We start from the raw sequence: 13,538 nt of genomic DNA on the forward strand, positions 1-13,538 counted from the left end.
CGTACGACCGCCGCCCCGGACCGACCCCCGCGCGGGCAGGGACCGACAGCCGCCACGGACACTCGACCCGCCCCTCCCTATGCCGGCGGCTGCCACCGCGCGAAGGCCCGCAGGGTTCCCGGGCTCAGCCGGGACAGGAAGTGCGCACCCTTGGCCTCGGGCGTCACCGGGACGACCGCGCGGTCGTGCAGCACGGCCCCCAGGATCGCGTCCGCCACCTTCTCCGGCGGGAAGTTCCGCAGGCCGTACAGCCGGGACGCCTTCTTCTGGCGCCGCTTCTCCTCCGCCTCGTCCGTGACGCCCGCGAACCGCGCGGTCGCCGTGATGTTGGTGTTGACGATGCCGGGGCAGATCGCGGACACCCCGATGCCCTGGTCGGCCAGTTCGGCGCGCAGGCACTCGCTGAGCATCAGCACCGCCGCCTTCGACGTGCTGTACGCGGGCAGGGCGCGGGAGGGCTGGAACGCCGCGGCGGACGCGGTGTTGACGATGTGGCCGCCCTGGCCGCGTGCGGTCATCTGGGCGCCGAAGACCCGGCACCCGTGGATCACGCCCCACAGATTGACGTCGAGGACCCGCTTCCACTCCTCGCTCGTCGTGTCGAAGAAGGAGCCGGTGAGGCCGATGCCCGCGTTGTTGACGAGGACGTCGACGATTCCGTACTCGCTCGCCACCTTGGCGGCCAGCTTCTCCATCGCCTGCTCGTCGGCGACGTCGACGGTCTCGCCCCAGGCCTCCGGGGCGCCGATCAGCCGGGCCATCTCGGCCGTGCGGACCGCGCCCTCGGTGTCCCGGTCGACGGCCACGACCCGGGCGCCGGCCTCCGCGAACGCGAAGGCGGTGGCCCGTCCGATGCCGCTGGCCGCCCCGGTCACCAGGACGAGCTGGCCGCCGAACCGCTCCGCGTACTCCGGCTTCACCCCGCTCTTCGCCACCGTCGCCGCGACCGGCTCGGGCGCCCTGGTCGCCGGTTCCTCGTTGGCGCGGACGAACGCGCCGATCCAGGCGGACAGCTGGTCCGGCCGGGTGCGCGGCACCCAGTGCTTCGCGGGCAGCGAGCGCCGGGTCAGGTCCGGCACCCAGTCGCCCAGGTCGTCGTAGAGCCGCTCGGAGAGGAAGGCGTCACCGGTCGGCGTGATCAGCTGCACGGGTGCGTGCGCGTACGCGTCGGGGCGCGGCCTGCCGAGGCGGGCGCGGACGTTGTCCCGGTAGAGCCAGGCGCCGTGCGCCGCGTCGCTCGGCAGCGACGGGGTCGGGTAGTCGCCGGCCGGGACCTTCTCGACGCGCTCCAGGATCTTCGGCCAGCGCTTGCCGAGCGGCCCCCGCCAGGCGAGCTCCGGCAGCACGGGCGTGTGCAGCATGTACACGTACCAGGACTTGGCGCCCTGGCCGAGGAGCTGGCCGACCCGGCGCGGGGTGGGCCGGGTCATCCGCCGCTTGATCCAGTGCCCGAAGTGGTCGAGGGAAGGCCCCGACATCGACGTGAAGGAGGCGATCCGGCCCTCGGTACGCGCGACGGTGACGAACTCCCAGGACTGCACCGAGCCCCAGTCGTGGCCCACGAGGTGGACCGGCCGGTCCGGGCTGACGGCGTCGGCGACCGCGAGGAAGTCGTCCGTCAGTTTCTCCAGGGTGAAGCCCCCGCGCAGCGGGGCGGGCGCGGTCGAGCGGCCGTGGCCCCGGACGTCGTAGAGGACGACGTGGAAGTCCTCGGCGAGCCGGGTGGCGACCTCCGACCACACCTCCTTGGAGTCCGGGTAGCCGTGCACGAGCAGGACGGTGGGCCGGCCGGTCTCGCCGAGCTCGGCGACACACAGCTCGATCCCGCCCGTACGGACCCAGCGCTCCCGCGCGCCCGCGAGCCCCGCCGTCGGTCCGCCGGTTCCTGCCGCCGGCTTCTTGAGCCCCGCCATCAGACCGCTCCCTCGTTCCAGCGCCGCACGTGCGGCAGATCGTCGTCCAGCCAGAACGCGCTCTGCTCGGGGTCCCGGGAGTCGGTGACGACCAGGATCTCCTCGAACTTCGCGCCCGTCCCCCGGAATCCGAGGTGCGGCTCGACCGCCCACAGGCCGGGCTTCGGCGGGTGGTCGGAGAACTTGTACGGCGACCAGAGCGGCGACCAGCCGTCCCGGTGGCCGTGCAGGGCGTCGCTCGCGAGGCCCTTGAGCGCCTGGGTGCCGAAGCCGAAGACCGTCGGCGACCAGCGGCGCTCCTTCACCCGGTCGATCTTGTGGGCGATGACGCCGAAGGGGTAGGCCCGGTGCCGGTTCGCGTACCCCTGGCGGATCATGAGCCGGTCCACGTCCTGGTAGATCTCGCGGAGCGTGCGGCGCTCGCGCACCTCGCGCAGGATCAGCTCGCGGTGGTCCTTCAGGTCGGCGAGCAGCTTGTCGTGCAGGGGGTTGAGGCCCAGGCAGCCGCTGTAGCCGATGTCGGCCGTATGTCCCTTGTAGACGGGGGCCATGTCGAGGATGAACGGCATCCCCGCCTCAAGGCGCCGGTTCGTCGGGAAGAACTGCAGCGGGATCTTGAAGTCGACGAAGGCCGTGCGGTCCCCGAACCAGGCGAACGGCCGGTGGAACCAGTCCCGCACCCCCCGCTCGTACAGCCACTCGCGCTGCATCCGCGCGGCCTCGCGCTCGGTCACCCCCGGCTTGAGCTGTGCGGCGACGGCCTCCGCGCACTCGTAGGAGAGCCGCTGTACTTCCCTGAACCCCCGCAGCTCCGCGGAGAGTTCCCCTGTCACTGCTGAGGCCATGCCACCCGCCGTCCCGTGTGAGCGCCCGACTGCGCTACGCGTCCGTAACTTGACATCGATGAATGTGACAATGCCCGGCGGCTGCGTCAAGGGGTCGGACGACGCCCTGTGGAAAAGCGGCCGTCCCGGCCACCGACCGGCCTGTGGAAAAAGACTTTCGTCGCGACCGCCCCTACTGGCTTGTACTCCTATGGTCGGAGAAGGATCGAGCCGTTGGGCTGACGACCGCTGTGGCGCACACCACTACCGTCGAAGGCGTGACTGTGATCGCGACCGAAAGCCTCAGCAAGCGGTTCCCCCGGGTGACCGCTCTTGACCGGCTCTCCCTGGACATCGGACCCGGTGTGACCGGACTCGTGGGTGCCAACGGAGCCGGCAAGTCCACCATGATCAAAATTCTGCTCGGACTCTCCCCGGCCACGGAGGGCACCGCCCAGGTCCTGGGCATGGACGTACGGACGTCCGGCGCCCAGATCCGTGAGCGCGTGGGATACATGCCCGAGCACGACTGCCTCCCGCCGGACGTCTCGGCCACCGAGTTCGTCGTCCACATGGCGCGGATGTCCGGGCTGCCCGCCACCGCCGCTCGCGAGCGGACCGCCGACACCCTGCGGCACGTCGGTCTGTACGAGGAGCGGTACCGCCCCATGGGCGGCTACTCGACGGGCATGAAGCAGCGGGTGAAGCTCGCCCAGGCCCTGGTCCACGACCCGAAGCTGGTCCTCCTGGACGAGCCGACCAACGGTCTGGACCCGGTCGGCCGGGACGAGATGCTGGGACTGATCCGCCGGGTCTGGACCGACTTCGGCATCTCCGTCCTCGTCACCTCGCACCTCCTCGGCGAGCTGGAGCGCACCTGCGACCACGTCGTCGTCATCGACGGCGGCCGGCTGCTGCGCTCCAGCTCCACCAGCGACTTCACCCGGACGACCACGACGCTCGCCGTCGAGGTCACCGACTCCGACACCCACACCGACGGCACGGCGGCGCTCCGCGCGGCCCTGTCCGCCGCGGGTGTCACCCTCCACGCGGGCGTGGAGGACGGCCTGCCCGGCGCCGGCCACATCCTTCTCCTGGAGGCCCCCGGCGAGGAGACGTACGACCTCGTGCGGGACACCGTCGCCGATCTCGGCCTCGGTCTCGTCCGCATGGAACAGCGCCGCCACCACATCGCCGAGGTCTTCCGCCCCGAGGCGTCCCCGCAGCACGAGGAGGTGCCGGCCCGATGAGCACCCCCGCCCCCCAGGCCGCTCCCGACACGACCCGGATCCACAACATCGGCTACCGGTCCTACGACGGCCCGCGTCTCGGCCGGGCGTACGCGCGGAGGTCGCTGTTCTCGCAGTCCCTGCGCGGCGCGTACGGCCTGGGCCGCAGCGCCAAGTCGAAGGTGCTGCCGATGCTTCTCTTCGGCGTGATGTGCGTTCCCGCGCTCATCATCGTCGCGGTCGCGGTCGTCACCAAGCAGACCAAGCTGTCGATCGAGTACACGCAGTACGCGATCTTCCTGCAGGTCGTCATCGGCATCTACCTGGCCTCGCAGGCGCCGCAGTCGGTCTCCCGCGACCTCCGGTTCAGGACCGTGTCGCTGTACTTCTCCCGGCCGATCGAGCGCGCGGACTACGTGCTCGCCAAGTTCGGCGCGATGGCCTCGGCACTCTTCCTGCTGACCTGCGTCCCGCTTCTCATCCTCTGGATCGGCTCCCTGCTGGCCAAGATGGACTTCGGCACCCAGACGCAGATGTTCGGTCAGGGACTGGTCTCCATCACCCTGCTCTCGCTGCTCTTCGGCGGCATCGGGCTGGTCATGGCGGCGCTCACCCCGCGCCGCGGCTTCGGTGTCGCCGCCGTGATCGGCGCGCTGACGATCTCGTACGGAGCGGTCTCGACGCTCCAGGGCATCGCGTACGGCACGGACAACCTGGGCGCCATCTCCTGGCTGGGCCTCTTCTCGCCGATCACGCTCATCGACGGCGTACAGACCGCCTTCCTCGGCGCTCCCTCCTCCTTCCCCGGAGGCGAGGGGCCGGGCGCCGGTGTCGGCGCGGTCTATCTGCTGGTCGTCCTCGCGCTCGTCGCCGGCTCGTACGGCATCCTGATGCGCCGCTACCGAAAGGTCGGGCTGTGACAACGCTCCACATCGACCACGTCTCCCGCTGGTTCGGAAACGTCGTGGCCGTGAACGACGTCACGATGACGGTGGGCCCGGGTGTCACCGGTCTCCTCGGGCCCAACGGCGCGGGAAAGTCCACCCTGATCAACATGATGGGCGGCTTCCTCGACCCCTCCACCGGCAGCGTCACCCTCGACGGGCAGACGATCTGGGGGAGCGAATCGGTCTACCGCGAGATCGGCGTCGTGCCCGAGCGGGAGGCGATGTACGACTTCCTCACCGGCCGCGAATTCGTCGTGGCCAACGCGGAGCTGCAGGGCCTCGGCGCCAAGGAGGCCCAGCAGGCCCTGGCGACGGTCGAGATGGAGTACGCCCAGGACCGCAAGATCTCCACGTACAGCAAGGGCATGCGGCAGCGCGTGAAGATGGCCTCGGCCCTCGTCCACGACCCGTCGGTGCTCCTGCTCGACGAGCCGTTCAACGGCATGGACCCGCGCCAGCGCATGCAGCTGATGGACCTGCTGCGGCAGATGGGCGCGGACGGCCGCACGGTGCTGTTCTCCTCGCACATCCTGGAGGAGGTCGAGCAGCTCGCCTCCCACATCGAGGTGATCGTGGCCGGACGCCACGCGGCCTCCGGTGACTTCCGCAAGATCCGCCGGCTCATGACGGACCGGCCGCACCGCTACCTGGTCCGCTCCAGCGACGACCGGGCACTCGCCGCGGCGCTGATCGCCGACCCGTCCACGGCCGGGATCGAGGTCGACCACGCGGAGGGCGGACTGCGCATCCAGGCGGTGGACTTCGGGCGGTTCACCGAACTGCTGCCGAAGGTCGCGCGCGAGCGGGGGATCCGTCTCCTGACGGTCTCGCCCTCGGACGAGTCCCTCGAATCGGTCTTCTCGTACCTCGTCGCGGCCTGAAAGGAGCCTGACCGATGTACAACCCCACAGTCGCCCGGCTCACCTACCGGGCCCTCCTCGGCCGCCGCCGGGCCTTGATCCTCTTCCTGCTGCCCGGCATGCTGCTGCTCATCGCGGCGGCGGTGCGCGCCTTCAACGGTGCGGACGACCAGGTCGCGGCCGATGTCCTCGGCGGCTTCGCGCTGGCCACGATGGTGCCGCTGATCGGTGTGATCGCCGGTACGGGCGCGATCGGACCCGAGATCGACGACGGCTCGATCGTCTATCTGCTGTCCAAGCCGGTGAAGCGCCCCTCGATCATCTTCACGAAGCTGATCGTGGCGATCGCGGTCACGATGGTCTTCTCGGCGGTACCGACGTTCATCGCCGGTTTCATCCTCAACGGCAACGGCCAGCAGGTGGCCGTCGCGTACACGGTGGCGGCGCTCGTGGCCTCCATCGCGTACAGCGCGCTGTTCCTGCTGCTCGGCACGATCAGCCGGCACGCGGTGGTCATCGGCCTGGTCTACGCCCTGGTGTGGGAGGCCCTGTTCGGCTCCCTGATCGCGGGCGCACGCACCCTGAGCGTCCAGCAGTGGGCGCTGGCCCTCGCGCAGAAGGTCACCGGCGACGGCCTGATCACCTCCGAGGTGGGACTCACGACGTCCGTCGTGCTCCTCGTGGCGGTCACGGTCGCGGCGACCTGGTTCGCCGGCTTCAAGCTCAGCAGACTCACCCTGGCGGGCGAGGAGTAGAAGCAGACGGAGAAGCGGTACGGCTCCGAGGCCGGGCGCCCCACCCCGGGAGCCCCACCCCGGAGCCGCACCGCACCCCCTCCCCTCACACCGTCCGGTCCCGGGCGGCGAACAGACCCACGGCGAGGGCCGCCGCACAGACGGCGAGGACCACGCAGATCGGCAGGGTCCAGGAGCCGGTGGCCTGGTGCAGGGCGCCGGCCGCGAGCGGGCCCGCGGCGGCGAGCAGATAGCCGACCGTCTGGGCCATCCCGGACAGCCGGGCCGCGGTGACCGCGTCCCCGGAGCGCAGCACGATCAGGGTCAGGGCGAGACCGACCGCACCGCCCTGGCCGACCCCGAGCGTCGCCGACCAGAGCCAGGCACCCTCCACCGGCGCCACCATCAGACCGGCGTAACCGGCCGCGACCAGCGTGGTGACCAGCACGATCAGCGGACGCTGGCTCCGCATCCGGCCGGCGAGCAGCGGCACCACGAAGGCGCCCGCGACCTGGATCAGGTTGTTGAAGGCGAAGATGACACCGGCCGTGGAGCGGCTCATCCCGTGGTCGGTGAAGATCGTCGGCATCCAGGCGATCAGCACGTACGACCACAGCGACTGCAGGCCCATGAAGAGCGTGACCTGCCAGGCGAGCGCCGAGCGCCAGACGCTCGCCGGGCGGGCGCCGGCGGCCTGGACGGCCCGTCCCTCATGGCCCGTACGGCCCCGGGCGATCAGGACCTGAGGCAGCCAGGCCACCGCGGCGACCACGGCGAGCAGGGACCAGAAGCCGAGCGAGGCCTCCCAGCCGCCGCCGAGCGCCTTCTCCAGCGGCACCGCGGCCGCCGCCGCGACCGTCGCGCCGGCGATCATCGCGCCCGTGTAGACCGAGGTCATCGCCGCGGCCCGGTCCGGGAAGTCACGCTTGATCAGACCCGGCATCAGCACATTGAGCAGGGCGATCGCGGTACCGACGAGGATGCCGCCGCCGTACAGCGCGTACACGGAGGGCAGTACGCGCGCGAGGATGCCGACGCCGAGCAGGAGCAGGGCCGCGAACAGCACGCGCTCGGCGCCGAAGCGGCGTCCCAGCCACGGCGCGACCAGCGCGCCCACGCCGAGGAACAGCACCGGCACCGAGGTCACGAGCGAAGTCGCCGTCGCGGAGAGCCCGAAGGCCCCGGATATCTCGCCGACCAGGGGCGCCACGCTCGCGAGGGCGACCCGCATGTTCAGCGAGGCCAGCACGATCCCGATCAGGAGCAGCGCCGGATGCGCGAGCAGCGCCCGCCGCGCGGCCGCTCCGGCGGCCGTCGCCCGGACCCCGGCCTCGGCGTCGGCGTCGGCGTCGACGAGCACGGGCGCAGGCGCCGTCGCGGGCACGGACGCAGGCGCGGGCGCGGACGCGCGCACGGATGCGGGCACGGGCGCGGGCATGGATGCGGGTCCCTGGACTCCGGCCCCGCCCGCGACTTCGGCGCGTGCCTGTTCCGTCGTACGCGTCTCCGCGCTCATCAGGAGTTCTCCGTCAGCGCCGCGACCGTCTCCATCGGGGCCCGCAGCAGCTCGCGGGCCTGGCGCTCCGCCGCCTCCGGGTCGCCCGCCTCGATCGCCGTCACCAGGGCCTCATGGGCGTCGATGTCGACCGGAGGCATCTCCCGGTCGCCGAGGGCCTCCACGAGCACCTCGTGGACCTGGGCGGAGAAGAACCGGTACACCTCGACGAAGGCCGCGTTGTGGGTCGCGCCGACGACCGCCAGGTGGAAGGCGAGGTCGGCGTCCGCGTCCCGGTCGCCCTCCTCGCGCAGGGTGGTCAGGGCCGCCCGGAGCCGCAGCAGGTCGTGGGTGTCCCGCCGGGCCGCCGCGAGCCGCGCGGCCTCGGCCTCCAGGGCGACCCGGAGTTCGAGGACGTCGGCCGCGCCCGCATGCCGCACGCCGCGCAGGACGGCCGCCGGATCCGCCGTCGACCTGACGAAGGTGCCGTTGCCCTGACGGGACTCCAGGAGGCCCGCGTGGACGAGGACCCGGACCGCCTCGCGGACGGTGTTGCGGCCCACACCGAGCTGCTGCGCGAGCTCGTGCTCGGTCGGAATGCGGTCGCCGACCGCCCACTCGCCGTCCGCGAGCTGCGTCCGCAGCTGGTCCACCACGGAGTCCACCAACGAGGTCCGCCCCGCCGCCCTGAGTGCCATGCCGTTCCGACCTCTCCATTTGCCCGGTTGCCCAGTCATCCTACAACTGACCGTGTGGGGGACACGCGACTACTGTGGGCCCGTACGTGGACCGAACACCCTCACCACCCTCGGGAGTCAGTCATGTCAGACCGCTTCGACGTCGTCGTACTCGGAGCTGGCCCCGGCGGCTACGTCGCCGCCATCCGCGCCGCCCAGCTGGGCAAGCGGGTTGCGGTCGTCGAGGAGAAGTACTGGGGCGGTGTCTGCCTGAACGTCGGCTGCATCCCCACCAAGGCGCTGCTGCGCAACGCCGAACTGGCCCACATCTTCAACCACGAGGCCAAGACCTTCGGCATCAAGGTCGACGGCACCGTCTCCTTCGACTACGGCGAGGCCTTCAGCCGCAGCCGTTCGGTCGCGGACGGCCGCGTCAAGGGCGTCCACTTCCTGATGAAGAAGAACGGGATCACCGAGTTCGACGGCCGGGGCACCTTCCTCGACGCGCACACCCTCCAGGTGGCCAAGTCCGACGGCACCTCGGAGACGATCAGCTTCGACAACTGCATCATCGCGACGGGCGCCACCCCGCGACTGCTCCCGGGCACCGCCCGCAGCGAGCGCGTCGTGTCGTACGAGGAGCAGATCCTCGCCGCGGACGCCCCGAAGTCGATCATCATCGCCGGCGCCGGCGCGATCGGCATCGAGTTCGCGTACGTCCTCAGCAACTACGGCACCAAGGTCACGATCGTCGAGTTCCTCGACCGGATCGCGCCGCTGGAGGACGAAGAGGTCTCCAAGGAGCTGGCGAGGCAGTACCGCAAGCTCGGCATCGACGTCCTGACCTCGACCCGCGTCGAGGCCATCGACGAGTCCGGCCCGCAGGTCCGCGTCACCGTCACCGGCAAGGACGGCGTCCAGAAGGTCCTGGAGGCCGACAAGGTCCTCCAGGCCATCGGTTTCGCCCCGAACGTCACCGGCTACGGCCTGGAGGCCACCGGTGTCGCGCTCACCGAGCGCGGCGCGATCGACGTCGACGGCCGCTGCCGCACCTCCGTGCCGCACATCTACGCCATCGGTGACGTCACCGCGAAGCTGATGCTCGCGCACACCGCCGAGGCCATGGGTGTCATCGCCGCCGAGACCATCGGGGACGCCGAGACCATGGAGCTCGACTACCCGATGATCCCGCGCGCCACCTACTGCCAGCCGCAGATCGCCAGCTTCGGCTGGACCGAGGCGCAGGCCCGCGAGAAGGGCTACGACGTCAAGGTCGCCAAGTTCCCCTTCGTGGCGAACGGCAAGGCGCACGGCCTCGGCGACACCACCGGCTTCGTCAAGATCATCGCGGACGGGACGCACGGCGAGATCATCGGCGCCCACCTGATCGGCCCCGACGTCACCGAGCTGCTGCCCGAGCTGACCCTGGCCCAGCAGTGGGACCTCACCGTCCACGAGGTCGCACGGAACGTCCACGCGCACCCGACCCTGGGCGAGGCCGTGAAGGAAGCGATCCACGGCATTGCCGGACACATGATCAATTTCTGAGGTTTCTCCCGGCTTCGGGTGATAGGCACTGAAAGGTGCCGACCGAAGCCAGCGGAAACAGCGGAATGAGCAGAACCCTGCCGGGTGGCGAACCGTCCCGACCGATCAGGTCGTGGGTGACTTCGTCACCCGGTACGCATCTCTGGCTGGCGGTCATCGCGATCACCAGCCTCGTCATCGCGCTGTCCCCAGAAGGTCTTGAGACCTATCTCCTGCACCGCAACAGCAGCAATCTCCACCAGCTGTCCCACCACCCGGTGCGGGCCCTGCTCGGCAGCGCGTTCTGGATCGAGGACCCGGCCGGCCTCGTGCTGTACGCGGTGCTGTTCGAGCTGATCCACGCGCCCGTGGAGCGGTGGCTCGGCACACCGAAATGGCTCTTCGTCGTCGCCACGGCCCATATCGCGGCCACGCTGATCAGCCAGCAGGTCGTCCTGGCGGCCATCCGCGACCACGACGTGCCGCGCAGCATGGCGCACGTCGTCGACATCGGGGTCAGCTACGGCCTCGCCGCCTCGGCCGGCATCCTCACCTACCGGCTGGCCCGCCCCTGGCGATGGCTCTACCTCCCGGCGGTCGTGGCCTTCTTCGTCGTCCCGCTCCTCTGCGACCGCACGTACACCGACCTCGGGCACGCGATCTCCCTGGCGGTCGGCCTCGCCTGCTACCCGCTCACCCGCGGAAAACCAGTCGCACCCGAACAGGGGCCCGGCGCACACTAGTTGTACGGGGGGCACGGGGGATCCCCCGAAGGGAGCGGCCGCTTCGAGCGCGCGGACCTGGTCCACGCGGGCCGCTCCCTCCCGGAACCACGAAGGCCCGCACCCTCTTGGGGTGCGGGCCTTCGCGTGGTTCCGGAAGCGGTCAGGCCGCCAGCAGGCGTTCCAGGACGACGGCGATGCCGTCCTCCTCGTTCGAGGCCGTGACCTCGTCCGCCACCGCGCGCAGTTCGGCGTGCGCGTTGCCCATGGCCACGCCGTGGGCCGCCCAGCCGAACATGGGGATGTCGTTCGGCATGTCGCCGAAGGCGATCGTCTCCGCCGCCTTCACGCCCAGCCGGCGCGCCGCGAGCGAGAGACCGGTCGCCTTGGTCAGGCCGAGCGGCAGGATCTCCACGACACCCGGCCCGGCCATGACGACGTCGACCAGCCCGCCGACCGTCTTACGGGCGGCCCGGGTCAGCTCGTCGTCCGTGAGCGTCGGGTGCTGGAGGTAGAGCTTGGTCAGCGGCGCCGCCCACAGCTCCGCCGGGTCCTCGTACGGCACGTACGGCAGCGGGCCCTCGTGTGCCCGGTAGCCGGGGCCCATCAGGACCTCGCCCTCCAGACCGTCGCGGCTCGCGGCCAGCGCCAGCGGGCCCACCTCCGCCTCGATCTTGGCGAGCGCGAGCCCCGCGAGCTGCCGGTCCAGGGTCAGCGAGGTGAGCAGCCGGTGCTCACCCGCGTGGTACACCTGCGCGCCCTGCCCGCACACCGCGATCCCCTCGTAGCCGAGGTCGTCGAGGATGTGCCGGGTCCAGGGCACCGCCCGGCCGGTGACGACGATGTGCGCGGCGCCCGCCGCGGTGACGGCGGCGAGGGCGTCCCGCGTACGGTCCGAGACGGACTCGTCGGCGCGCAGCAGCGTGCCGTCGAGGTCCGTCGCGACCAGGCGGTAGGGGAAGGGGCTCACTTGGCGATCGGCTCCAGGACCTCACGGCCGCCGAGGTAGGGCCGCAGCATCTCCGGCACCCGGACGGACCCGTCGGGCAGCTGGTGGTTCTCCAGGATCGCCACGATCGTGCGCGGTACGGCGCACAGCGTGCCGTTCAGGGTGGCCAGCGGCTGCACGGTCTTCTTGCCGCCCTGCTCGTCGCGCATGCGGACGGAGAGGCGGCGGGCCTGGAAGCTGTCGCAGTTCGAGGCCGAGGTCAGCTCGCGGTACTTGCCCTGGGTGGGGATCCACGCCTCGCAGTCGAACTTGCGGGAGGCGGAGGCACCGAGGTCACCGGTGGCGACGTCGATGACCTGGAACGGCAGCTCCAGAGCGGTCAGCCACTGCTTCTCCCAGTCCAGGAGCCGCTTGTGCTCGGCCTCGGCGTCCTCCGGCGCGACGTACGAGAACATCTCGACCTTGTCGAACTGGTGGACGCGGAAGATGCCGCGGGTGTCCTTGCCGTACGTGCCGGCCTCACGGCGGAAGCAGGGCGAGAAGCCCGCGTACCGCAGGGGCAGCTTGTCCGCCTCGATGATCTCGTCCATGTGGTACGCCGCGAGGGGCACCTCGGACGTGCCGACGAGGTAGTAGTCGTCCTTCTCCAGGTGGTACACGTTCTCCGCGGCCTGGCCGAGGAAACCGGTGCCCTCCATGGCGCGCGGACGGACGAGCGCCGGGGTCAGCATGGGGATGAAGCCGGCCTCGGTGGCCTGCGCGATCGCCGCGTTGACCAGGGCGAGCTCCAGGAGGGCGCCCACGCCGGTCAGGTAGTAGAAGCGCGAGCCGGAGACCTTGGCACCCCGCTCCATGTCGATGGCGCCGAGCGCCTCGCCGAGCTCCAGGTGGTCCTTGGGCTCGAAGCCCTCGGCCGCGAAGTCGCGGATGGTGCCGTGCGTCTCGAGGACGACGAAGTCCTCCTCGCCGCCGACCGGGACGTCGGTGTGAACGATGTTCCCGAGCTGGAGCAGCAGCTGCCTGGCCGTCTCGTCGGCCTCGTTCTGCTCGGCCTCGGCGGCCTTGACGTCGGTCTTGAGCTGCTCGGCCTTCTGGAGGAGCTCGGCGCGCTCCTCCGGGGTGGCCCTGGGGATCAGCTTGCCGAGCGCCTTCTGCTCGGATCGGAGCTCGTCGAAGCGGACGCCCGACGACCTGCGCCGCTCATCGGCGGAGAGCAGGGCGTCGACGAGCGCGACGTCCTCTCCACGGGCGCGCTGGGAGGCGCGAACACGGTCGGGGTCCTCACGGAGCAGGCGAAGGTCAATCACCCCACCAGGCTACCGGTGCGCGTTCGCCCGCCCCCACCGGATAACGTCACGCGTGTTGTCACGCGTGACGTTATGCCCGAATTGATACCCGTGAAAATACCGGGAGGCGGGCTCCGCATTCAGTTATCCACAGGCTGTGCGGAAGATCTGTGGACTACGGAGAAGATCGCGCGGATTTCCCGCCCCGCACCTCGGAATTCCGTGATCAAACGTCATTGAGGCACTCATTTGGGTGGGAATTGCTCGCTCCAAAGAGTTGATCGAGCGAACCGTGCTGACGAGGGCGTCTTTCGCGAACTGTGGACAGTCGGACAGGGCCGGGGAGTGGCTAGGGCGATTTGTCGACCTTGTCGG

The 13,538-nt window shown here is 70.8% G+C and carries 12 protein-coding genes; 6 read left to right on the forward strand and 6 right to left on the reverse strand.

Annotation, left to right across the window (positions count from 1 at the left end):
- Window positions 1-77: 77 nt before the first annotated feature.
- Together OG462_RS22755 and OG462_RS22760 are read right to left on the reverse strand one after the other, a co-directional pair.
- Entirely contained in the window at window positions 78-1,913 is a 1,836-nt protein-coding gene (locus OG462_RS22755) for an SDR family oxidoreductase (protein ID WP_406060218.1), read from the reverse strand.
- The gene (locus OG462_RS22760) at window positions 1,913-2,758 is read right to left on the reverse strand and encodes a M24 family metallopeptidase (protein ID WP_406060220.1); all 846 of its coding nucleotides are present in this window, start codon (window positions 2,756-2,758) and stop codon (window positions 1,913-1,915) included. Before OG462_RS22760 ends, OG462_RS22755 begins: the two co-directional genes overlap by 1 nt.
- A 263-nt stretch (window positions 2,759-3,021) precedes the next feature.
- Here OG462_RS22760 and OG462_RS22765 point away from each other — a divergent pair, with 263 nt between their 5' ends.
- From OG462_RS22765 to OG462_RS22780, 4 genes are read left to right on the forward strand one after another with little or no spacing between them, the layout of a single operon-like run.
- Window positions 3,022-3,987 (forward strand): ABC transporter ATP-binding protein, encoded by a 966-nt coding sequence (locus OG462_RS22765; RefSeq protein WP_406066661.1) that lies wholly within the window; start codon window positions 3,022-3,024, stop codon window positions 3,985-3,987.
- The gene (locus tag OG462_RS22770) at window positions 3,984-4,886 is read left to right on the forward strand and encodes an ABC transporter permease (protein ID WP_406060222.1); all 903 of its coding nucleotides are present in this window, start codon (window positions 3,984-3,986) and stop codon (window positions 4,884-4,886) included. Before OG462_RS22765 ends, OG462_RS22770 begins: the two co-directional genes overlap by 4 nt.
- A complete protein-coding gene (locus OG462_RS22775; protein WP_406060224.1) occupies window positions 4,883-5,794 on the forward strand; it encodes an ABC transporter ATP-binding protein in 912 nt (303 codons plus the stop codon). The genes OG462_RS22770 and OG462_RS22775 overlap by 4 nt, the downstream gene beginning before the upstream one ends.
- A gap of 14 nt (window positions 5,795-5,808) precedes the next feature.
- Window positions 5,809-6,528 (forward strand): ABC transporter permease, encoded by a 720-nt coding sequence (locus OG462_RS22780; RefSeq protein WP_406060226.1) that lies wholly within the window; start codon window positions 5,809-5,811, stop codon window positions 6,526-6,528.
- 85 nt (window positions 6,529-6,613) lie between these two features.
- Here OG462_RS22780 and OG462_RS22785 read toward each other — a convergent pair whose 3' ends face one another.
- Together OG462_RS22785 and OG462_RS22790 are read right to left on the reverse strand one after the other, a co-directional pair.
- Window positions 6,614-8,023, reverse strand: coding sequence for an MFS transporter (locus OG462_RS22785; protein WP_406060227.1), 1,410 nt, complete (start codon window positions 8,021-8,023; stop codon window positions 6,614-6,616).
- Entirely contained in the window at window positions 8,023-8,700 is a 678-nt protein-coding gene (locus OG462_RS22790; RefSeq protein ID WP_406060229.1) for a FadR/GntR family transcriptional regulator, read from the reverse strand. Before OG462_RS22790 ends, OG462_RS22785 begins: the two co-directional genes overlap by 1 nt.
- Before the next feature lie 123 nt (window positions 8,701-8,823).
- On the opposite strand from OG462_RS22790, the gene lpdA reads away from it, so the two are divergent.
- Window positions 8,824-10,227, forward strand: a complete 1,404-nt coding sequence (gene lpdA / locus OG462_RS22795; RefSeq protein WP_406060231.1) for a dihydrolipoyl dehydrogenase — start codon at window positions 8,824-8,826, stop codon at window positions 10,225-10,227.
- 65 nt (window positions 10,228-10,292) lie between these two features.
- Window positions 10,293-10,949: a rhomboid-like protein gene (locus OG462_RS22800; protein WP_406060232.1), complete on the forward strand. Its 657-nt coding sequence runs from the start codon at window positions 10,293-10,295 to the stop codon at window positions 10,947-10,949.
- A 142-nt stretch (window positions 10,950-11,091) separates the two neighbouring features.
- Here OG462_RS22800 and OG462_RS22805 read toward each other — a convergent pair whose 3' ends face one another.
- Entirely contained in the window at window positions 11,092-11,898 is an 807-nt protein-coding gene (locus tag OG462_RS22805; protein ID WP_406060234.1) for an HAD family hydrolase, read from the reverse strand.
- The gene (serS, locus tag OG462_RS22810; RefSeq protein ID WP_406060236.1) at window positions 11,895-13,184 is read right to left on the reverse strand and encodes a serine--tRNA ligase; all 1,290 of its coding nucleotides are present in this window, start codon (window positions 13,182-13,184) and stop codon (window positions 11,895-11,897) included. The genes OG462_RS22805 and serS overlap by 4 nt, the downstream gene beginning before the upstream one ends.
- Between the last annotated feature and the right edge of the window lie 354 nt (window positions 13,185-13,538).

Source organism: Streptomyces sp. NBC_01077 (genome assembly GCF_045162855.1).
In the GTDB taxonomy this organism is placed as follows: domain Bacteria; phylum Actinomycetota; class Actinomycetes; order Streptomycetales; family Streptomycetaceae; genus Streptomyces.